Below are 22,581 nucleotides of genomic sequence, written 5' to 3'. Positions count from 1 at the left end.
AAAAGTTTTTAAGATTTTTTCATTTGATAAGAAGTAAAGGTACCATCTGTATAGAAAATAACAATTCGATCTATAGTATTATCATTAGAAGAATCTACAGATTCAATTTTCTCAACAGGAGAAATTATTTGTTCTGATTTCTCTTTTTCAAGAGTTGGTTGAGAAAACAAATCTTCTTCAGAAGACAAAGGTGGAGTAGATGTAGGTATTGAAAAATCCGAAGAAGTTATTACCGATGTTTTTTCTTCAACAATTGGATTTTTGGATCTGGGAAATGTTCCTTTTCCATATAGCAACCATTGTAAATCAACATCAGTATACGCTTCTGTAATTTTCATAACAAAATCTAAACTGGGTTTATTCCTACCGCTTAGAATGTGAGATATAGAAGAGCGACCCACACCCATGTAATCTGCAAAAGATGAGGCAGATACAGCATAATAATCCATTATTTTTTGAATTCTTTTTCCAAAATCTTTATTGTTTACCATTGTAAACGAGTTTTAAGGCTTATAGTGGTTACAAAGGTAAACAAAATTATCTAAAACATAGGTTTACAAATGTAAACAGTAGTAAATAAGGGTTATAGCTATTATTTAAATAAATACACTTAAATATCTAATTTACAAGCAGATAAATCAATTTAATTGATGTCGGTATAAAGATGTTTATAATTTAAAATACATTTGCAAATATAACCCTATTAACAGTTTAACAATGTAAACAAATGATTAAATCCCTCATGTTTACAAATGTAAATATACTGCGGTTACATTTGTAAAACACCTTCTAGTTTACATATGTAAATATTAACCCCAATTGTTATGAATCTTCAGTAAACTATAGTAATTTCGTGGCTTTATAATTTACATCATGGATATTAGTACATTACAAAATTGGTATAAAACATATAAAGAATCTTCTTTGTTTGGACGTTATATTAACCAAGATCATATTAGACCTCTTTTAACTTCTTTATCTTCTAAAATTGAAATTGAACCCATAGGTATTTCTGAAAATAAAGCTCCTATTGATTTGATTACATTAGGTAATGGACCTAAGAAATTATTGTTTTGGTCTCAGATGCATGGTAATGAAAGCACAACTACAAAAGCAATTTTTGATTTATTAAACCTCTTATTGGATGAATTTAATGATACTGCTAAGGATATTTTGAAGAATTGTACTTTGTTTATTGTTCCAATTTTAAGCCCTGATGGAGCAAAAGCATATACAAGGCTTAATTTTAATCAAGTGGATCTTAATCGTGATGCACAGGATAAGACACAAAACGAAAGTATTGTATTTAATGACCTAGTTCATAGAGTTAGACCTGATTTTGCCTTTAATCTTCATGGGCAACGTACTATTTTTAGTGCAGGAGAGAGTAATTATCCGGCCACAGTGTCTTTTTTGGCTCCGGCGGGAGATGTTGACCGTTCTATAACATCTAGTCGCAAAGTGGCTATGGAAATTATTGCAAATATGAATGCAGTACTTCAAAAATGTATCCCTAATCAGGTTGGGAGGTATGATGATGGTTTTAATATTAATTGTGTAGGGGATACATTGACCGATATGGGTATTCCTACTATACTTTTTGAGGCAGGTCATTATCCTAATGATTATGATCGCGAAATAACAAGAGAATATATTTTCTATTCTCTTATTACTGCTATAAAGTATATAAGTACTACATCTATTTCTGGAGATGGTTACAGGGATTATTTTTTGATACCAGAGAACGGAAAATGTTTCTATGATATGATTATAAGAGATGTTGTTTTGAATGGAAAAAATGTAGATATAGCTGTTCAATACAGTGAAAAATTAGTTAAAAATGTAGTAGAATTCGTTCCAAAAGTTGAAAAAATTGATAATCTTCAAAAATTTTATGGGCATAGAGAAATAATCGGTGATAAAAGAGCAATTCGTAACGAAAACGTTACAGTAGAGATAGTTCCAAAGACCACGTTGTTAAAGTTTTATCTGGATTCTGAATTATTCTTAATAGAATCAATAAAAAGTTGAAGTAAAATATGCGAATACTGTATTTTTCTGCTAAATTTGCAATGTAAATAATCGGGAAAAATAACTAAAAAAAATATGGCAAAGTTTAAATTAGACGAAGTTGACCACCAAATCCTAGACATGTTGATTGAAAATACCCGTACGCCTTTTACGGATATTGCGAAGAAATTATTGATTTCTGCAGGTACCGTACACGTACGTGTAAAAAAAATGGAAGAGGCTGGTATCATAGAAGGATCTTCTTTAACATTAGATTATAAAAAATTAGGATATTCATTTATAGCTTATGTTGGTATCTATCTTCAGAATACTTCTCAAACAAAATTTGTTTTAGAAAGAATTAATGAAATACCATATGTGACTGTAGCTCACATTACAACAGGAAAATTTAATATTTTCTGTAAAGTAAGAGCTAAGGATACTAACCACGCCAAAGAAATTATCTTTTTATTAGATGATATCGATGGGGTATACCGTACAGAAACTATGATTTCCTTAGAAGAGAGTATTAATGATAAGAAACGCTTAATGCACTCTATTTTCCAGGAGCTATAAAGGGATATACTTTTTAAATATAGAATAGACCCTTTAAGAAAAAATCTTAGAGGGTTTTTTAATTAAAGAAGATTTCTCATCATCAGGATAAAATAGTAAAATATTTGTTTCTGTTTTAAAAGAAATTATTAACCATAAACCACACCACCACACAAATGGCTAGAAAACCAAAAATTGAACGTTTTAATGAAAACGTTCTTGCAAAGTACCAGATATACAATAGTATATTTATAACATTACCTTATGATACAATAAGTAATACAGGAGTTTTATTACCTCTTTTTAAAGAAGTATGTGAGAAAGGATACGACCAGCACAAAAATCCTACAGAGATTGTAGAAGATTTTTTTGCATTGTACCAAGATAATCCACCTCTCAAAGAAAAGTATGATTTACTATTTAGGTTTATCCAATACATAGAACGCCAAGTTGTACTTTTTGATGCAATAGAAGATGCTGCTTTCCCTGTAGTAAATAACATGGATGGGATAGGAACCTTAAGAAGTATAAAAGAAGAAGCACAATCAAAAGGTAAACTTGAAGAACTTAAGGATTACTTAAGACGTTTTAAGATTCGACCTACTTTAACAGCACATCCAACACAATTTTATCCAGGTACTGTACTTGGGATTATTCATGATCTAGATGCTGCAATACGGGATAACAATTTACTTTTGATCAAAAAGCTATTATCTCAATTAGGGAAAACTGCCTTTTTTAAAAAAGAAAAACCTACACCATATGATGAAGCAGTAAGCTTGATTTGGTATCTAGAGAATGTTTTTTATCATGCAGCAGGAACAATTTATAATTATATCCAGCAAAATATATTTGAAGGAGAAGATCTGGAGAATGATCTAATTAATCTTGGTTTCTGGCCAGGAGGTGATAGGGATGGTAATCCATTTGTAACTACCGAAACTACTCTAAAAGTAGCAAAACGACTGCGTAAAACAATTTTGATAAACTATTATAGGGATATCAGAGCACTAAAACGTAGAATTACCTTTGGAAACCTTAGAGATAAAATCATGGTTTTAGAAAATGCCCTTTATGATAATTTTTATTATGCCAAAACAGCAGCCCCTCTATCTGTAGATACATTAATGAATGGATTACTAGAAATTAGAGAAGAGTTGATAGCAGAGCATCAGTCTTTGTTTCTTGATGAGTTGCAAGATTTGATCAATAAAGTTAAGATTTTTGGATTTCATTTTGGAACACTTGATATTCGACAAGATTCCAGAATCCACCATAAGGTGCTTACTGAAGTTGTGCAAAAAACCATTGAACTTAACTTAGGGATATTTCCAGAAGACTACCAATCTCTTTCTGAAGAACAACAGATAAAAATACTTTCTGGAGTTACCGGAAAATTGGACCCATCGGTTTTTGATGAAGATATAGCTAGAGCTACATTAGAGTCTATTTATGCCATAAAAACTATCCAAAAAAATAATGGAGAACGCGCAGCAAACCGTTACATCATTAGTAACAATGGAAGCGTACTTAATGTAATGGAAACTTTTGCTTTGATAAGACTATGTGATTGGGAATTACCAACAGTAGATGTGATTCCTTTGTTTGAGACTGTTCCTGATTTACAAGTTGCTCACCAAGTTATGGAGACTTTATATAGTAATCCGGTATATATGGATCATTTAAAACGACGTGGGATGAAACAAACTATTATGCTTGGTTTTTCTGACGGAACAAAAGATGGAGGATACCTTATGGCAAATTGGGGAATCTTCAAAGCAAAAGAAGCTTTGACAGAGGTTTCCAGAAAATATGATGTAAAAGTTGTGTTCTTTGATGGTAGAGGAGGACCTCCAGCCCGTGGAGGAGGAAATACCAATCAATTTTATGCTTCTCTGGGACCTACAATAGAAGATGAAGAAATTCAGTTAACAGTTCAAGGGCAAACGATTAGTTCAAATTTTGGAACATTGGATTCTTGCCAATATAACTTAGAACAACTTTTGGGTGCTGGTGTAGAAAACCAATTAACCAGTAACGAAGGGAATCTTTTTTCTGTAGAAAATAAGCAAACTATGCAAGAGCTTGCAGATATAAGCTATCAGACCTATGTAGATTTTAAAAGCCATCCTAAATTTCTTCCGTATTTGGAACATATGAGTACGCTCAAATACTATGGGAAAGCAAATATTGGTAGCCGCCCTTCTAAACGAAGTAAAAGTGCGACTTTAGACTTTGGAGATCTTAGGGCAATACCATTTGTAGGAAGTTGGAGTCAGCTAAAACAAAATGTTCCCGGTTTTTATGGAGTAGGAACAGCTTTAAAAAGTTTTGAGGACAGAGGAGAGTTTGATAAGCTAGTCATGTTGTATAAAGGATCTCCATTCTTTAGAACATTACTAGGTAATAGTATGATGAGTCTTACTAAGTCATTTTTTGAGTTAACCTCTTATATGAAAGAAGATGAAGAATATGGAGCGTTTTGGAGCATTATTCATGATGAGTATTTGTTGACAAAGAGATTGTTGTTGAAGCTAACAGGGTATACCGAGCTGATGCAAAATGAACCTGCTGGTAAAGCGTCTATAGATATTAGAGAAAATATTGTATTGCCTTTATTAACTATTCAGCAATATGCTCTTAAGAAAATTCAGGAGTTAAATAAAACTGATAACGCAGATCCAGAAGAAATTGCCATTTATGAAAAAATGGTAACTCGTTCTTTGTTTGGTAATATTAATGCTAGTCGTAATTCGGCATAATTTTAATAAAGTACTGTTAACTATATAATATAATGAGGTTGGAATTATTAAATTTCGACCTCATTTTCATTTTTATCATATGTTATCTCAAGTAAAAGTAGAAGAATATAATTCGTATTATGCCTCTTATATTACTAAGGCAGAATATCCCAATATTGTTGAAGGGCTAAAAATTAGTAAAAAAGAATTTGTTGATTTTGTAGAATCTATTCCTGTAGAAAAATTTACTCATGCTTATGCAGAAGGAAAATGGACGATTGCAGAAGTGCTTCAGCATATAATTGATACAGAACGTATTTTTGCATATAGGGCATTGCGTTTTGCCAGAAATGATAAGACGCCGATTATGGGATTTGAACAAGATGATTATGTTCCAAACTCTAATGCAAATAATTTAGGTCAGGAAGATATCGTCTCTGATTTTAATGCTGTTAGAAACTGTTCTATCTCATTGTTTAATGGTTTCACAGATGAAATGCTTACCAGAATTGGAGAGGCTAGTGGTAGCCCTATGAGCGCCAGGGCAGTTGGGTATATCTTGACAGGTCATCAAAAACACCATTTTGAAGTGATAACCGAAAGATATTTATAATTATGGCAACAGAAGAAGTTGTAAAAAATGATTATTCTTTTTAAGAAAATGAATCTGTTTGTATTGTTTGAAATGTCATTCTATTGTATTTCGGAATTTAAATTTCAAAAGATTTGAATCCACCTCCATTGGTTGTATCAGTCTAGAAACTAGTTAAAGTATTTATTCTTCACTAGGTGCTTTAGGTGTTGACCCTATGTTGTATGAAGATTATCGATCCCACAGGGAAAAGGCTTTCATAGCATACCAGTTTTAGGCTAAAACTCTATTGTTTCTCCATCATGCGGAATTAGTAATTGCTTTTTTGAAACACCGTTTTTGTCGGCAAATTTCCTCAAAGATTTACGTGTAGCTTTATTAAAATCTATTGATTCGAGATGCACGGCAATAACAGTAGCCTTAGGTGCTAGTTTTGCCACTTCAATAGTTTGTCTTTCGTTCATTATAACTGGATATTTCTCGTGACCCGGAAAAATTCCATTTCCAGAATTGGTTATAATGATGTTTGGTCTAAATTTGGTTATCGTACTTATAACCGAATCAATTAATATAGTATCACTGATGATATATATAGTAGGTTCATTTTCAGACTGCAACACATATCCCGAAACTTCTCCCATATAAGGTAAAATTGTTCCGCTTCCGTGTTGTCCCTGGATTCTTGTGATTTTAATGTCTTGCCAATTTGTTTCTTGTTCAACGACCGTAATATTGTTAAAGTTGCGTTTTGCAAAAATATCTTTGTCTATCGGAGTTACAAAAAGTTGGATGTTTTTAGGTAATACCTTATTAGAAACCGTATCAAAATGGTCGGGATGAGAATGTGTGACCAAAACGGCATCAATATTTTTAATAATTTCTTCAATAGAAATGGTTAGGTCGACCGTTGGGTTTTTTTTCAGCCCTTTCATAAAAGGTTGCATCGCTTCTTTTTTGCAGAGCATTGGGTCAACCAAAATAGTTTTGCCAGCATATTCAATTTTCAAGGTTGCATTTCTAATTAACTGTATTGTCATCTTTGTTGTTTTAAATACCAATCGGTATGTGGTTGTTCAAAATTTTTTATCTTTTTTTTATTTGTACTTCAATTATATCATCAATGAGGTCCATTGCATCAGTGAGGTATTTATCGTCGTTATACATCATCGCCATAAAGACTGCACCTTCTATCATAGCATAAAAGTTTCTTGCATATTTAAATGCATCAATGCTTGCATTAAACTCAGATGTATCAATACCATTTTGAATTATTTTGGCAAATCCTTGAGTCAATTTAGAGGCTTCTTTTTTGGCTTCATTAAAAAGGGCAGGACTATTATGTTTCGCATCGATACCAATGTTTAGAATTGGGCATCCTCCTCGTTTATTAGCAATGTTATAGAAGTGACGGTAGTAATTGGTTATAGTTTTTAGTTTTGCAAGACTTGTTTCGTGTTTTGATAACTGAACAAAGAGTGGATGAAGCGCATTTTTGGCATTGTATCTAAATGCTTTTATGGCTAACTCTTCTTTGTTTTTAAAATTACAGTAAAGAGCACCTTTGGTTAGTTTTGTTGCCTTAGTTAGGTCAGAAAGACTTGTGCCTACATATCCTTTTTTATTGAAAATAGGGGCAATAGTTTCTATTATGAATTCAGATGTGTTTTCCAAGGTATTGAAGTTTTATGTCATAAATGTACGTAAAAATTCTCTATAGATACCGATTGGTATTTGCTTTTTAGTGAAGTATTGCGTCATTTATCAACCTCTCCTATATTAACCAATAACTAAGGTGATTCTTTATTGATTATAATCATCTGTTTTTTAACTTCATTATATGGTTTTTCATCTCGTAAATATTTATTAAACCAATTAATAATCATTGAATTTGCTTCTTTTCTATTTTGCGATAAAGAATGATCATCATCTTTAAAAGTCACCATTTTATAAGGGAAACTTAAACTATCAAGCTTTGAAGATAGTTGAATTGCTTGGCTATAATTGACTCTTTTATCATCTGTGCCATGTAGTATAAGTAATGGAGCTTTACTAAGCTCTTCTGTCCAAAAAACTACAGAACGCTTTTTTAACTCTTTTTCCTTATTTTCATAATAATCAGGAATTAACTGAGCGTGTACATTTTTTTCTAACTCAGGTCGGTCTTTAACAGCGGTAAGCTCATTTGTAGTACCAGCCATTACTACTGCAACCTTAATCATATTTGAATTTTGTAGTGATTTATATGACATCATACCGCCTCTACTATGTCCATAAATTCCAATCTTAGAAGTGTCAGCCATTGACTCTTTAGAAAGAACTGAAATTAAATTTGTAATATCATTAACATCTTTACCACCAAATTCTTCTTTACCCTCACTGCCACTATTTCCTCTATAATTTGAAGCAATAACTATATACCCTTGTTCTGCCAATACAGTCATATATTTATTAATCAGTCTAAAATCAAGTCTTCCATAATTTCTATTTCCTCCTCTATTAAATATGATACAAGGGTATTTTCCATCTTTTTTGGGAGTAACCATACTACCTGTTACAATCAACCCATCACTTTTATATGCTATAGAATAGTGTATTGTGTTTTTTAAAGGCTTTAATTTGGTAAAGAGGATTCCTGAAGCTTCTAAAAACGAATAACTAAATCCTTCTAGTCTTTTCTTTTTAAAAACTTCTGTTTTTTCAAATTCACCAAATTTTATTCTAGTTTCTGAAATAGTGTTGGTTAGAATTTGATTATTGATGTTATGTTGACACCAGATAATTGAGCCAATGTAAAGCCCTCCAACTATTATTAATAATAGTACAAAGAATGTAGTTCGTTTAAACATTTTCGTTGATATTCTATTTTACTAAAATGACGATTTACTAATGTTTTTGTTACTGACACTACAATGTTTTGGCAAGTTGCGTTTTAATACAGTTTGGGCGTTGTTGTAGCCAGTTTTTAATTAATAATTTCCATCATTGGATAACTTTCTTCTTCTCGAATATATCCATCTAAAATCAAACTTTTTTTATTTCTTTTTTCATCAAAAATAAAGGTCAATTTTTCTCCGTGTAAGAAATTAAAATAAACCGAACTCAATTCCTTGTCAGTTTTTAATTCCTTTTTTGAACTTTCTTTAAAACTCTCAATGTCAATATCCGAAATTGAAAACCAAGTGATGTTGTCAAAGTTATCCAACTCTTGTTGAATAGCATTTTGAAAAGATAATCCATTATTAAACAGCCTAAATGAATTATCTAGATGAAATTTTAAATTTTCTTTTATTGGTTTGTTTTTATTCATTTTCCCGTATTGCTGCTAGCGTCGTAGTAAACTCAGCCTTAGTGTTGTTAGTTAAATCGTTTGTGCAGCGATAGCGAAAGCAAACAATTTGATCAATGGAGTTTACGAAGTGTTATGTTTAGTTTTTAATTGATTTTTAAAAGTCTGGCTGACATTGCATCCATTTCAATGTTTGATTTGTAATAGTCTGATAAGATTGTCTTGAATTCTTTATTTTCATAGTACTGAGTGAAAACACTCTTCTTTTTCATTATAAGCTCATGACTCACATCATATTCATTAAGAACTTCTCTTGTTGCCAAACCACTCAAATAAAACATTGCTGCATGCCAAAGTTGTCGAGGTTGCTTAATATCTAATTCTTTGGATTTTAAAAATAATGATTGTCTAAATGGAGATTTTCTAGTGAAAAGTAAATGGGAACTTTCATGAAAAACAAATTCAATGAAGATGGTTGAGTTCATCATTGGGTCAATTGAGGAAATGACCAGATTATCAAAGTCAGGTGAATAAGCACCAGCCCAGTTTCCATAAGTTGTTAAATCAACTCTAACAGCACCGTTCCATTTTGAACCTGAAAAATCTTCCATTTTTCCAATGACTGAATTTTCTGTTTTCTCAATTAAACTAATAAAGTTGTTTAGCAAATCAACATTCTCCTTTTGATGTCTTTGCCAAAAATGATCTTTGTATAAGTTACTGAGCCTATTTAGGTTTTCTGTGAACTCCTTTGAGAAAGTAGTATCTATAATATTCTTATTAGATGGCTGATTTTGAAGCCATTTGAATATTCTTCGAGAATTAAGAAGTTTTTGGTCAATAATATTCTTCTTAAAAAAGGCGACTCCATCATTGAATAAGGCTTTTTCTTTTGATGATAATTCCATTATTACAACACTATCTCCTATGTCATTAAAGACTAAGCCATCTTCAGCCAGTTTATTTTTTTGTCTATTACAAGCTTGTTCGTAAAAAAAGTGGTACAAGTTCATCCACACATTATTATGGAAAGTAAAATACGTTGTTCGATAGAGCGTGTCTGAGGCTATGCTCTCCTGTGTGTATATTGAAGTCTGAAAAATTAGACAAGTCAAAATCAGTAAAACTCTTTTCATATATTTTTAATTAAACCTAACGTCTCTTATATGGTGTGTTTGCTTCCTGAAGGGAATAAATGAACTATACAAATTGTTATGTGTTTATTTTATTTATTCGTTAAAATCTATTTTTATTTGATTTGGGTCTTCAAAGTCTATTTGTTTGTTAGGATCAAACTCTGAAATGCTCAAAACACCATTTTGAGAAGTCCACTTGATAGGACATTCACATATATATTCTATTTTCTCTCTTGCAATTCCTTTACTACCACAATCTTGACAATTGATATAAATAGAATCACAACTTCTGCATTTTCCGCCTAACCACCAATTTAATAGATTATTCTTTGTCATAAATCCGCTTTGGTCTAAAAGAACGCAATCTTCATTACAAATAGAACACATTAACCATTTGTCTTCAACGACTAAATCTGTTGCTTCATCAATTGACAATATTCTCAAATCCATTCCGTCAAATTTTGCTCTTTTTTCAGCAGGCTCCGTCCATTCATTATTGGTGACGATAATTGCTTTGTCAGCATTAACAGATTGTGCAAGCATCATTATTTCCTCAACATCTTTTACGTCAATTTTTTCTTTTCTTTTTTTGGCGTCTATCAGTATTTTAAAGGAATGGTTTTCAATTTTCATTTCCCACCATACATCGATTTGTCTGGCTTGTCCCGTTACTCTGTCAGGAATTGTAATATTTTTTTTCACCACTCCAAACTCAGCCATTTGCTCATAGAGTTGTCCAACTGCTTCTTGATATTCTTGCCATTTCATTTAGTGGTTGTTTTTATTTAAATATAGCGTCAGTTTGTCTAAAAACCTAAAACAAGTCTTTAAGAATCGAATATATGACTTTTCTCAAAGATACCTACCCAAATACTTTGAGTATTAAGATAGGTTTTTAGACAGTCTGGCGTCTAGTATAAGGCAAGTAGGGCAGGGAAAAAGAAATGATTTTTCGAGTTTGCACTAAGCCAAAACAAACGTTTTTACTTTTATATTTTGTTAAACGTCAAAACTTTGTTTTGGCGTGATTGCTAGGAATACAAAACTTTCGGAGATCACCGAACGCCTTATTTACTTTACCTTGTTATATGCTTTTTCTTCTCACTTATTTCATTCTTTTCTGTATCTTTGAAATGCGAAACGTATTAAATTTTATTCATCATGATGTCAATTATCAAAATTTGGCTTAAAAGAAAAACATTGGATAGGCACACGGGTGTGAGTCCCGAAGACCATTCAAGGCATCGCTTTGATACGTTTCGCAGTGACCTATCCTTTTTTTATTCATTAATCCATTTTAATTATGCGAAACGTAAGTGGTCAGACAGCCTGTCTTAATGGCAATCATGAAGAATCCGTTAATGATTCCAAACTCCTAAAATCATTAAGTTCTGTTGAGCAAGAATTTATTGGTAGTCTCAAATTTCAAGGTATTGAGGAGCTGGTTAACTCATTAAAAATGATTCACGACTTTGCCCTGTATCATACAGATTTATGTTTTGATACTCCTGAAAAGATAGCTCTTTTTAATCTTAAGTTTTTGTGGGAGAGATTGGAACATTTGGGCAAATCTTGATTTCATTGACAAGCCCTAGAAGATTATTGAGTACTGCTACTAATGATTTTTTAGGGTTCGTTTTAAGTGATTTCTTTCATCTTTAAATACTCATAATCATCATCTTCTAAATATTTAACTAATCCTAAGTAAACTTTAGTTGCTAGGACAAGATTGATTTGATACGCTATCGTTTCGATTTTACTATCAGACGGTTCGACATTGTCATACATCAACATTAATGTAATTGGCTCTTCAAGATTTGATTTAAGTTGATCCTCTCTACCTTTTTCAAAACCTTCTAAATATGAATGTTTTCTTGAGATATTAAGTTCTACTGATTGGTCAGTTGATTGTGCTTCTATCCATTCGTAAACATTTTCATAGTTATATTCAAATTCTCTTATTAATCCTTTCTCAAAAAACGTTTCCGCAAGGTCATTCAATGGTCTTTTAGAATAGAACCAAATTTTATATTTTTTACTGTTTGATTTCATTGGGCGGTTACCATTGTTAGCTGCAGATTTTTTCTATTTCTTTAAATAATATTTCAAAGTTTTGAAATTCTTTTTTGTCTAAAGAATTAACTGATTTTGAGAAGTTATCTTTATTTCCATTTATTTCAAATATTTCTGAATCGGGAGCAATTGTTTCTCCTTTCATGTTGAATTGCTCTAAAATGTCATCGCTAAAATAATGTTCAATTACGAATCTTCGATGATTTATTAATGTTCCAAAATACTTACTTCTGTTGCTTGGTACAGGTAACAACATTCCATAAATTTTATTCACTTTATGTTGTCTAACCAGACTGTTACTTTCAAATTTTTTGAATATTTTTTTGTTTAAACCTTTATATTGCTCGTTACCTTCTCTGTCGTTGTCAAACAAACCAATGCATATTTTCTCATCGGGATTCATTGGGGCGTATAATTCCAACAATCTTCTAATTTGGTCTGCATTTCCTTCGCTTTTTTCAATTTCAAGCCAAACTCCTGATGGCAATATTTGAAATGGCATTTCCTTATTTTTATATAATTTTTTCCAAGCTGTTTCAATTATTTTTATATCGGACTTTCCTTCACAAATAATTATTGGTTTTTGGTACTTGTCCAATTTTTTGAGGATGCTCGACCTTTCTTTTTGTAATTCCTCAATTAGTTTCTTTTCTTGATTTTTTATCTCATCACTTGAAAGGATTAGTTTTGCACTCGGTAGAATATCTCTTAATTTTGATTCTATGGAAATTATAACATCATAATTACTTATTCTTCTTGGAATTCCTTTTCCACCTTTAATTAAGTGAAATCTTTCTTTTTGAGTATCGTGCATTTTGGTTATGAATACCCAAGTTCCATTTATTTCTCTTTGGGCGGGTTGCGCATTTTCTATTAGAAAATAATTTTTAAGAGAAGCTATTATTGAATTTTTATCTGAGTGATTTAGAGTTGTTGATTTAAGGACGATAACCAATTCAAGGTAGTATTCCTTTCCATCTTCCTTTTCCCGAGAAATGACAGATAAATCCATCCATTGGATATTCCATTTTATCTGGTCGATTTTATCATCTATCTCATTCTGAATTAAACAGAATTCTAAAACACTTTTTAAGTATTGACCTAATTCAGTTAGGTGTATCAATTCTTTATTTTCGTAGCCAATCATTTTTTCTTTTTTCTATTTGTAGCCAACGTAGGAGTATAGTTCCTCAAGTAACCATACACCAATTATACGAGTAACTAAATTAGTAATTTTTGGTGGTATTAATAGACTGTTGCTCTGAGTGGGGCTAGAAATTACCTTTTGGTACTAATTACTCTAGTTTTTGAAATTATTTAAGCTTGTTAGAATCTAAGTATTTGATCTGTTAAATATTCAGAGGATATGGTTAAATGTTTAATCAGCTCTATAATCTGTTTAACCTCTAAGACCTTCCAGAACGTCTTTTTGACGTTCTGGAGCGTCTTTTTGACGAAGTGTTTAACCTCATGAGTACAACTTTTAGATTTTTGAGTTAAAATTTTAGAAAAAAAAGCTGATTTTTTAACCTTAACAGTTGAATTTTTAATTCACGGAGCTAAAAACTTCTTCTTTTTTACCAAACAGAACGTCTTTTTGACGTTCTGGAAGGTCTTTTGGGTTAAAAAGAATTATTTTTCTGTTTCATTGGTGTCAGCAATATTTCTGGTTCGTGCAAAAAACTGTTTTAATTCAGCTACTTTTTCTGTGAATCCTGGTTTACCTGCTCCTTTACTATATTGAGAATAGGCGTAATCATTAAGAGCATCCTGATAGTTGTCATAATCATGTAGTATCTTAGTACTTTCTAGACGGTAGGCTATACTTTGTATACGCCCTAAAAGACTTTCTGCATACGCTCTGGCTTTGTAGTCTTTTTCGAATTCTTGCCAGTCTACATCTGGAGAACTTAGGATAGTACTGTGCTGTCGATAGTCCCAAACTTTGTTAACAAATAGTTTATTGGTCTCATTAATGGCCTTATAACTACTTCTTTGTTTTTCGGTTAATGCAGATAGTTTGTCTATAAAAATGGCTTCTAATTGTGTTACCAAGTCTTCTGCTTTCTGTTTTTCTTGCTGAGTGAGCAAATCTTCAATGATGTTTCTCATTTGTGTAAAATTTAAATTAATAATTATTGTATGTAATTTTTTTGGTTTTTTGATGTAAACAAAACCTTTGTGCAAAGTGCATGTTTAGTAATATATCGTTCGAAACTGTTTGTTTTTTAATTAATTAGCGTATGGACACATAAGTATATGTCGAGGTAATGAAAAATGTTACCTGATATGTGTAATTTTTTTTAGTAAAAATTGACAGATAATTTATAGTATAGTCGCTTGTACTTTCTATAGTCAAAATATGTAAGAAAGAAGATCAGCTGTTTTTTACTATTATAGTGTAGGGTTCAGGCATAAATAAGGATTCTCTAATGCTGGAGTATTAGATTATAGAAACTTCTTTATTTTATTTCGATATAGTAAAAAAACTGTATTCAAAAATTGTTAATTCTCAATACTGTCTGTAAGAGAGTTTATATCTAATTCATGCCCTCCCTGATGAGTTCTGAATTTGATTTGAGGTAATATTTGCTGAATGCGTATTTTTTCGGCTTTCACTTTTTCGATCTCAAAATAGGGATCTTGCTCACCAAGGATATGAGTTACCTTTGTTTTGTTTGTTAAAAAAGAAAAATCTTCTTTCGTTAATTCCTTAGGAAAACCACCAGAAATCATTATCAAATCATCACAATTTATTTTACGACTAGCTACCCATCTTGTGGCAATGCTAACTCCTTGTGAGTACCCTAAAACTACTAGTCTTACATGTTTTGGGATTTTTTCTTCAGATACTATAGCATCAACATATCGTAATACGTTTTGGGTTTCTGATTGTGTATTTTCTTTGGTTAACCAGCTAGAACCAACTCTTCTATAGTCATTCCCTTTATAATATTTTGAAGGCGCTTGCGGAGCAATAAAGTAATTCTCTTCTTTATCGAGGCTATCAAATAGGCGAATAAAGTAACGGCTTAAATATCCAATTCCATGAAAAACTAACCATACAGTTGTTGTGCTAGGTAGTAAATTATTTAGGGTAGAATATGAATTTATAGCGTTATAAGAGATTTCTTTTTCAGTGGCACTCATAAGACTTAAAATAATATTTAGCGAAGATCAAACCAATCATCAATAATCGGCCACAAGATATCTCGATTTTTTGTTCTAAAAAAATCAAAATGACCAATAGTTTTAATATTGTAATCCGAGGGTTTGAGGTGTTTTCTTGTTACATTCGCATTTTGGTAAACATTCTTACCAAGGATATCTACAGATTTTTTTGGTGCAAAGTCATCATCATCAATACTTAATAAAAGCATAGGTTCTTTTATATTACTGTAGTAAGTAGAGGTATTTCCTTTGGTAAAATGTAGCATAGAATCCGGATGTAATAAAAAAATAGCCCAGTCTTTAGCAGCTTTTGTGGTAAGGGGCTTTCCCAGTCCAAACCATCCAGAAGGATAATATCCCATAATTGCAGTGGTCAGTGGTACAAAAATCCTAAAATTAAGGTAGATAAGGATCTGCATTTTAATAGAAAAGTGTTTGTAGAAGCCAAATTGCGAACCTACAGTTAGATACTTGTCATAATATTGATAGGCATCACTAAACCCTACACTATTACCACCATAGCTATGACCAATCATATATTGTTCATTCTTAGGGAATTCTTCTTTTGCATGTTTTGACACAGCATTAAAATCCAAAGCCCAAGAGAAAAAACCTTCGTTCTTTAAAGATTGAATGCTTTTTGAAAGAGAATCACCAATCCCTCTATAATCAAAAGTGAATACATTGCACCCTTTGGTACATAGGTATTCTGCAATATTAAAGTAAAAACTTTGTGGCACTCCCACTGCAGGAGCAAAAACAAAGGTTTTATGGTTTGAAGATTCAGGAACAAATTCATGTACCGAAATAGGGTAGTTGTCGTAAGAGCGTACTGTATAAGCTTCCATTTGTTGTTATTTGTTTAATACTATTTTTTCCATTCGCGAAATAGCATTATTAAGGTATTTTGAGTCATCATAAATTTGAGTTAGTAAAATGCCTCCTTCAATATCCTGAACCATTTGTTCGGCAAGCATTAAAGAGTCTTCTTTAGAATAATGAGTTTCTAGAAGTTTTTGTAATCCCGTTATGAAATCATGAAAAAACAGTTGTATTTCTTTCTTATATATAGGATCTAGATGTATCGTTTCTAAGGCTGTATTTGCCATAATACATCCGCCATCAGAGGCTTTAAAGAGTTTGTCAAGAAGTAGCTTTAACTGCTCTAGTTTTTGGCTGATATTTAATACACTATTATCCGTAATCTTAAAAAAATTATAATTAAAATAGCTATGCACAGTTGCAAGTACCTCTTTAATTAACTCTTCTTTATTACTGAAGTAATAGTAAAAATGAGATTTCTGAATACCACAGGCTTTTGATAATTCACTCATACTACTGTTTTGAACCCCGCGAGTACGCAAGATGGGGATCACTTTCTTTAATACTTCTTCTTTTGATGTTTTTACTTTTGGCATTTTATTGAACGTTCGTTAAAATAACAATTAAATATAGTTAGAATTATTTAATGGCATTGTATATTTTTGTTTAAATTTTAATTTTTTATGAATTTGACCAAAGAAGAAGTGCTGGAACAATGCGCTAAGATGTGCAAAAATACTTTGATGGAAACTTTAGAGATTTCCTTTTGTGAGGTAGGAGATGATTATCTTATTGCCAAAATGCCGGTAACTCCAAAGGTACATCAACCAGATGGTGTTTTGCATGGAGGGGCAATGGTTGCTCTTGCAGAAAGTGTTGGTAGTGCAGCCTCTTTTATTTTCTTAAATGCAAAAGAGTTTTACATCAGAGGAATTGAGATTTCTGCGAATCATGTAAAAAGTATTAAAGAAGGATATGTATTTGCAAAAGCAGAAATTGTGCATCAAGGTCGTACCACACAGCTTTGGGATATAAAAATAAGGAATGAGGAAGGAGATTTGATATCCATTGTAAAATTGACAACGATAGCACTTCCAAAAACTAAATAGTATGAACATTGAAACTGTTTATACTCAGATTCAATATCAATTAGATAAAGAATTACCCTTTGTGATCTATCGCAAAGCCGATTCTGATGCATTACAAACATTTCTGCAGAATGATAGCCATTTGTATGAGGTTGGTGATTATTCTATTTCGGGGTTTGTTTTTGCGCCTTTTGATAATACGAATGAATCTGTGATTTTTCCTTTGGAGCATTGTGTTTACCATACGGTTACCATTCCTAAAGAAATGATGGCAGAAGATGATAAATCTTCTGTGGTTTTTAGAAATATTCTTGAAGATAGTAAGGCAAAATTTAAGCATTTAGAACTTGTAAATAAAGGAGTGGATAGCATAGTTTCTAATTGTTTTGAGAAAGTAGTTTTGTCACGTAGTGAAGTGGTGGGTGAATTGGACGTTACTCCAAACCAACCTCTGCAATTGTTTAAAAAGTTAATAGCTCAATACCCAAAAGCTTTTGTGTATTTATGGCATCATCCCAAAGTTGGAATGTGGTTAGGGGCTACTCCTGAAACGTTGGTTACAATCAATAATCGGGATTTTTCTACAATGGCTTTGGCCGGTACACAGTCTTATATTGACACTTTGGATGTTGAATGGGGAGATAAAGAAATAGTTGAGCAAGATGTTGTTAAAGAATTTGTTGTTAATGGTTTAAAAGAGATTTCGAGTGAGATTGAATGCTCAGAAACATATACCAGTAGGGCCGGGTCACTTTTACATCTTCGTACTGATATTAGAGGAGTATTATCGGATGTAAATTCGGGAATAAAAGAAATACTTCAGATCCTTCATCCAACTCCTGCAGTCTGTGGGCTTCCTAAGGATAAAGCAAAGTCGTTTATTTTGAATAACGAGGGATATGATCGTAAATATTATACAGGCTTTTTGGGCGAACTTAATATAGAAAACAAAGGTATAATTCTATCCAGTATATTGGTTAATTTAAGATGTATGGAATTGACAAAACAAAAAGCAATAATCTATGTTGGTGGAGGGATTACCAAAGACTCTGATCCTGAGAGTGAGTGGGAAGAAACGGTTAGGAAAACTGAAACTATGAAAAAGGTTTTGTTTTAATTTACTTAAAAGTCTGGTGTAAATTAGTATGATATTGTAATTTAGCCCTTCGAATGAAGAAACGCTTATATTCCAAAATTCCTTTAGCACAGTCAATAGTTGCCTTATGTGAGGCAAAAGGAATTGCCCATATTGTTATTTCGCCAGGATCCAGAAATGCACCACTAACAATCAGTTTTAGTGAACATCCAGGTATGCACTGTTATAGTATTGTAGATGAGCGGTGTGCAGCTTTTTTTGCATTAGGGATTGCTCAGCAGATTCAACGACCCGTAGCTCTTGTCTGTACATCTGGTAGTGCCTTGTTAAATTATTACCCAGCAATTTCTGAAGCTTTTTATAGTGATATCCCATTAGTTGTATTGAGTGCAGACAGACCTATTGAAAGAATTGATATAGGAGATGGTCAGACTATTCGTCAAAAAAATGTTTTTGAAAATCATATTCTGTATTCAGCTAATTTATATTCAGAGGTTGTTGCAGAAATGATAATTGATGATCCTAAAGTTCGACAGAAGCAACATGAAGCTCAAAAACATAATGAAAGAGAGATAAACCTGGCCTTAAATAAAGCAATTGAGCAAAAAGGTCCGGTTCATATTAATATACCTTTCTATGAACCTCTTTATGATAAGCTTGATCGGTCAACTGTTTTTCCTAAAAATATTCCGGTAGAAACTCCTCATTATTGGTTTTCTGAAAATTTACAATCAAAGATGCTGGATGGATGGAATCAGGCAGAACGAAAAATGGTATTAATTGGTGTTAATTCACCAGACTCTGTTGATCAAAAGTGGATAGAATGTTTGGCAAAAGACCCTTCCGTTTTGGTGTTAACAGAAACCACCTCGAATATTCATCATACATCACATATCAATTGTATTGATCAATTGATCTCTACTTTGGGTATTAAAGGATTTGAGGCATTGCAACCAGATATTCTCTTAACAATAGGAGGGATGGTAGTGTCTAAGCGAATTAAAGGTTTTTTGAGAAAATACCAACCTAAATCTCATTGGCATATTAATTCAAAAAAAGCATATGACACCTATTTTTGCCTTACAGAGCATATAAAATTAGAGCCAAATCTGTTTTTTTCTCATTTTTTGGAAAATACTATTCCGGTTAAAAGTGATTATAAATCATCCTGGATTTCTATTAGAGATCAAAGAAGAATAAAACACGCGGAGTATCTAGAGAAAATTACTTTTACTGACCTTAAAGTATTTGAAGCTCTTTTTAGTGAGATTCCTGATGAGCATATGATACAATTAAGTAATAGTTCTACAGTCAGGTATGCTCAACTCTTTACAATTAATCCAACCTTTAGAGTATTTTGTAATCGGGGGACAAGCGGTATTGATGGGAGTACATCTACTGCAATAGGGGCAGCCTTAGCTTCAAGTATGCCAACAACTTTGATAACAGGAGATTTGAGTTTTTTCTACGATAGTAACGCTATGTGGAATGATTATATCCCATCGAATTTCAAAATTATTGTCATAAATAATGAAGGAGGAGGAATATTCAGGATTTTACCTGGTAAAGAGGAAAGCAATAATTTTAGTACATATTTTGAAACAACACATCGCCTTACGGCCGTACATTTATGTAAGATGTTTGGTTTTGAATATCGTATGGCACATACGTATGAAGAACTGATCCAAAGTACTCGAGATATCTATAAGAATAATAACCGACCTCAGTTACTAGAGATTTTTACTCCCCGAAAAGAAAATGATGGTACTTTAATCGATTATTTTAAGCATTTTGTCTAATATTTATGGTTTAATATACTTTATAGATTAATTATTCATTTATAATTGATCTATATTTGATTAGGAAAATAAAAAATTAACTAAAAACCTAAAAAACACTATCATCCTATGAGTAAAAGAGACGAATTAATTACGAAGTACGCTGCTGATATCAAAGACAAGATTGGCCAAACCCCGGATATGGATCTTTTAACCAAAGTAACAATTGGTTGTGGTCCTGCAATCTACAACGCAGATGCTGCAACTGTATCAGGTACTGATCCAAAAGAATTAGATACTGTAAAACAGAACTTCTTAATTAAAAAATTAGGGCTTGCCGATGGACCTAAATTAGATGAAGCTATTGCTTCTGTTATTGATAAATACGGAAAATCAAACCGTAATAAGTACAGAGCTGTTGTATATTATCTTTTAACACAACATTTTGGAAAAGAAGCTGCGTATAACTAGTATACAGGTAGTATAAAACAAAAAAAGGTATTCATTTTGGATACCTTTTTTTGTTTTATATACACCCATAACTTTAAAAAAGAGAGATTAACGGTGGCTTAATTTAAAAATATAATCAGAGGAGTTCTGGTGTTTAAAAGATTGATTGAATTTTGGTTAATTATTTGATTGTTAGTGTTTTATTTTCTTTAATTGAAATAGAATGAAATATTTTTTTGCATATTATTTAATAAATTTAAGTATCATTAAAATAATGCATAGCGCTATGGTTATTTAAAAAGGCAAAATCCTTATAGCCAAAAGAATAATAAGGAAAATAACCACAAAATTTTTTTAAAATGTCTAATTCTATAGCTCAAGAAAAGTTAGTACTGGGGGGGTATTCTACATATGGTCCTCTAACTCCCGAAGCCAAAAAAGTATTTTTTGAAGTATTTCCTGATGGAGTACATGGGAACGCAATATATACTCCTTTAGAAGTTGCGACACAAGTAGTTGCTGGTATTAATTTTAAATACAGATGCAGTGTTGTGCCTAAGAACCCTACAATTCCGCTAGAATGGGAGTCAATAGTAGTGATTTATAAGCCTCTTAAAGGAGAGCCAATTTTACAGAGTATAAATCCTATATAAAAACCTTATTCGACTTTAGGAAAGAAGCCATTCAAAACAATTTTTGGATGGTTTTTTTTATCTAACCTATTGATATGACTTAAAATATTCTGTTATTCTTTATAATAAGAAATAGTATACTAGTTTATGGTGTTAAAGAATTATCTTTGCAAAAAAATAAAGAATAATGCTTAAGCTTGGTGAATATAATAATTTAGAGATTGTAAGAGAAAGAGATCAAGGAATTTATCTTTGCGATGAAGAAGGAGATGAAGTGCTATTACCAAATAAATATGTTCCTGAGCAATTTCAGATAAGAGATGTTTTAAGGGTGTTTGTCTATCTAGATAGCTCAGAGCGGATTGTTTCGACTACACTAGAACCTTATGCGACGATTAAGTCTTTTGCATATCTAAAATGTACTAACGTATCAGAAATTGGAGCTTTTTTGGATTGGGGGTTAGAAAAAGATCTTTTTGTTCCTTTTAAAGAACAAGCATCAAAAATGAGAGTAGGGAGCTGGTATCTTGTTTATGTATATCTCGATGAAGAAACCAATAGATTGGTTGCGTCTAGTAAAACCAATGCTTTTCTTGATAATTCTTTAGTTTTATTATCAGCTTATGACGAGGTAGATCTTATAGCCTCACACCCTTCTCCTCATGGTTGGAATATGATAATTAATCAAAAATATATAGGGTTAATATACAGTGATGAGATTTTTCAGAAAATCAATGTGGGGGATCAATTAAAAGGATATGTGAAAAAAGTTCGCCCGGATGGTAAAGTGGATCTCACCTTGCAAAGGCATGGTTTTAGATCTATAGAGCCTAACGCAGAGCAAGTGTTGAAAGAATTAGAATCTAGTGGAGGCTTTATAGACTTAAATGATAAATCCGATCCCGAAGATATAAAAGAAGTATTTCAGTTAAGCAAAAAAAGCTTTAAAAGAGCTATTGGTACCTTGTACAAGGCCAGAAAAATTACTATCGAGAAGGATGGTATTAGACTTGTAGGAGAGTAAATAGGTCAAATAGAGTTCAGAAAATATTTTATTGGAATGAAAAACCTCTAGGTTTTTGTTGTAATTATAAAAAAACAAGAGGTTTAGTTAGTTTTTTTGGATATTTATTTGGATTAAATCTAAATAA

Annotated in this window: 24 protein-coding genes; 11 read left to right on the top strand and 13 right to left on the bottom strand. The window is 31.9% G+C overall.

Annotated elements, in window-relative coordinates; all coding sequences use genetic code 11:
• Positions 1-8: 8 nt before the first annotated feature.
• Positions 9-491, bottom strand: a complete 483-nt coding sequence (locus C1X07_RS02885) for a helix-turn-helix domain-containing protein (RefSeq protein WP_103068458.1) — start codon at positions 489-491, stop codon at positions 9-11.
• 382 nt (positions 492-873) lie between these two features.
• Between C1X07_RS02885 and C1X07_RS02880 the strand changes: the two genes are divergently transcribed.
• From C1X07_RS02880 to C1X07_RS02865, 4 genes are all read left to right on the top strand, one after another.
• Complete coding sequence (locus C1X07_RS02880; protein WP_103068457.1) at positions 874-2,031, top strand: M14 family zinc carboxypeptidase; 1,158 nt, start codon at positions 874-876, stop codon at positions 2,029-2,031.
• Positions 2,032-2,106: 75 nt separating this feature from the next.
• On the top strand, positions 2,107-2,586 hold the full coding sequence (locus tag C1X07_RS02875; protein WP_103068456.1) for an Lrp/AsnC family transcriptional regulator: 480 nt from the start codon (positions 2,107-2,109) through the stop codon (positions 2,584-2,586).
• A gap of 155 nt (positions 2,587-2,741) precedes the next feature.
• Positions 2,742-5,327: a phosphoenolpyruvate carboxylase gene (locus C1X07_RS02870; protein WP_103068455.1), complete on the top strand. Its 2,586-nt coding sequence runs from the start codon at positions 2,742-2,744 to the stop codon at positions 5,325-5,327.
• A 79-nt stretch (positions 5,328-5,406) separates the two neighbouring features.
• Positions 5,407-5,919 carry a DinB family protein gene (locus C1X07_RS02865; RefSeq protein WP_103068454.1) on the top strand — a complete coding sequence of 171 codons (513 nt, stop codon included), beginning with the start codon at positions 5,407-5,409 and terminating at the stop codon, positions 5,917-5,919.
• 257 nt (positions 5,920-6,176) lie between these two features.
• Here C1X07_RS02865 and C1X07_RS02860 read toward each other — a convergent pair whose 3' ends face one another.
• The 6 genes from C1X07_RS02860 to C1X07_RS02835 form a co-directional block, all read right to left on the bottom strand.
• Positions 6,177-6,935, bottom strand: coding sequence for an MBL fold metallo-hydrolase (locus C1X07_RS02860; RefSeq protein WP_103068453.1), 759 nt, complete (start codon positions 6,933-6,935; stop codon positions 6,177-6,179).
• Between the two features lie 46 nt (positions 6,936-6,981).
• Positions 6,982-7,569, bottom strand: a complete 588-nt coding sequence (locus C1X07_RS02855) for a TetR/AcrR family transcriptional regulator (protein WP_103068452.1) — start codon at positions 7,567-7,569, stop codon at positions 6,982-6,984.
• A gap of 116 nt (positions 7,570-7,685) precedes the next feature.
• Positions 7,686-8,744 (bottom strand): alpha/beta hydrolase family protein, encoded by a 1,059-nt coding sequence (locus C1X07_RS02850; protein WP_103068451.1) that lies wholly within the window; start codon positions 8,742-8,744, stop codon positions 7,686-7,688.
• A 116-nt stretch (positions 8,745-8,860) separates the two neighbouring features.
• On the bottom strand, positions 8,861-9,205 hold the full coding sequence (locus C1X07_RS02845; RefSeq protein WP_103068450.1) for a hypothetical protein: 345 nt from the start codon (positions 9,203-9,205) through the stop codon (positions 8,861-8,863).
• A 125-nt stretch (positions 9,206-9,330) separates the two neighbouring features.
• Positions 9,331-10,320, bottom strand: a complete 990-nt coding sequence (locus tag C1X07_RS02840; protein ID WP_128755178.1) for a hypothetical protein — start codon at positions 10,318-10,320, stop codon at positions 9,331-9,333.
• A 93-nt stretch (positions 10,321-10,413) separates the two neighbouring features.
• On the bottom strand, positions 10,414-11,088 hold the full coding sequence (locus C1X07_RS02835; RefSeq protein WP_103068448.1) for a restriction endonuclease: 675 nt from the start codon (positions 11,086-11,088) through the stop codon (positions 10,414-10,416).
• 535 nt (positions 11,089-11,623) lie between these two features.
• Here C1X07_RS02835 and C1X07_RS02830 point away from each other — a divergent pair.
• Positions 11,624-11,896 (top strand): hypothetical protein, encoded by a 273-nt coding sequence (locus C1X07_RS02830; RefSeq protein ID WP_103068447.1) that lies wholly within the window; start codon positions 11,624-11,626, stop codon positions 11,894-11,896.
• A 62-nt stretch (positions 11,897-11,958) separates the two neighbouring features.
• Here C1X07_RS02830 and C1X07_RS02825 read toward each other — a convergent pair whose 3' ends face one another.
• From C1X07_RS02825 to C1X07_RS02800, 6 genes are all read right to left on the bottom strand, one after another.
• Entirely contained in the window at positions 11,959-12,372 is a 414-nt protein-coding gene (locus tag C1X07_RS02825; protein WP_103068446.1) for a hypothetical protein, read from the bottom strand.
• A gap of 16 nt (positions 12,373-12,388) precedes the next feature.
• Positions 12,389-13,540, bottom strand: coding sequence for a hypothetical protein (locus C1X07_RS02820; protein ID WP_103068445.1), 1,152 nt, complete (start codon positions 13,538-13,540; stop codon positions 12,389-12,391).
• Between the two features lie 485 nt (positions 13,541-14,025).
• Positions 14,026-14,505, bottom strand: coding sequence for a hypothetical protein (locus tag C1X07_RS02815; RefSeq protein WP_103068444.1), 480 nt, complete (start codon positions 14,503-14,505; stop codon positions 14,026-14,028).
• 393 nt (positions 14,506-14,898) lie between these two features.
• On the bottom strand, positions 14,899-15,543 hold the full coding sequence (locus C1X07_RS02810) for an alpha/beta hydrolase (protein ID WP_103068443.1): 645 nt from the start codon (positions 15,541-15,543) through the stop codon (positions 14,899-14,901).
• Positions 15,544-15,560: 17 nt separating this feature from the next.
• Positions 15,561-16,412 (bottom strand): alpha/beta hydrolase family protein, encoded by an 852-nt coding sequence (locus C1X07_RS02805; RefSeq protein ID WP_103068442.1) that lies wholly within the window; start codon positions 16,410-16,412, stop codon positions 15,561-15,563.
• A 6-nt stretch (positions 16,413-16,418) separates the two neighbouring features.
• Positions 16,419-16,982, bottom strand: a complete 564-nt coding sequence (locus C1X07_RS02800; RefSeq protein WP_103068441.1) for a TetR/AcrR family transcriptional regulator — start codon at positions 16,980-16,982, stop codon at positions 16,419-16,421.
• An 87-nt stretch (positions 16,983-17,069) separates the two neighbouring features.
• Here C1X07_RS02800 and C1X07_RS02795 point away from each other — a divergent pair, with 87 nt between their 5' ends.
• The 6 genes from C1X07_RS02795 to C1X07_RS02770 all read left to right on the top strand — a co-directional run bounded on the left by C1X07_RS02795 (position 17,070) and on the right by C1X07_RS02770 (position 22,454).
• Positions 17,070-17,495, top strand: a complete 426-nt coding sequence (locus C1X07_RS02795; protein ID WP_103068440.1) for a PaaI family thioesterase — start codon at positions 17,070-17,072, stop codon at positions 17,493-17,495.
• 1 nt (position 17,496) lies between these two features.
• Positions 17,497-18,591, top strand: coding sequence for an isochorismate synthase (locus C1X07_RS02790; protein ID WP_103068439.1), 1,095 nt, complete (start codon positions 17,497-17,499; stop codon positions 18,589-18,591).
• A 53-nt stretch (positions 18,592-18,644) separates the two neighbouring features.
• Positions 18,645-20,369: a 2-succinyl-5-enolpyruvyl-6-hydroxy-3-cyclohexene-1-carboxylic-acid synthase gene (gene menD / locus C1X07_RS02785; RefSeq protein WP_103068438.1), complete on the top strand. Its 1,725-nt coding sequence runs from the start codon at positions 18,645-18,647 to the stop codon at positions 20,367-20,369.
• Positions 20,370-20,477: 108 nt separating this feature from the next.
• A complete protein-coding gene (locus C1X07_RS02780; RefSeq protein ID WP_103068437.1) occupies positions 20,478-20,819 on the top strand; it encodes a DUF2853 family protein in 342 nt (113 codons plus the stop codon).
• Positions 20,820-21,157: 338 nt separating this feature from the next.
• Positions 21,158-21,451 (top strand): hypothetical protein, encoded by a 294-nt coding sequence (locus tag C1X07_RS02775; RefSeq protein ID WP_103068436.1) that lies wholly within the window; start codon positions 21,158-21,160, stop codon positions 21,449-21,451.
• A gap of 166 nt (positions 21,452-21,617) precedes the next feature.
• A complete protein-coding gene (locus tag C1X07_RS02770) occupies positions 21,618-22,454 on the top strand; it encodes a CvfB family protein (RefSeq protein WP_103068435.1) in 837 nt (278 codons plus the stop codon).
• Positions 22,455-22,581 lie beyond the last annotated feature (127 nt).

The sequence above is a fragment of the Aquimarina sediminis genome (assembly GCF_002895435.1).
Lineage (GTDB): Bacteria > Bacteroidota > Bacteroidia > Flavobacteriales > Flavobacteriaceae > Aquimarina > Aquimarina sediminis.
This window is presented reverse-complemented; position numbering and strand designations above follow the sequence as displayed.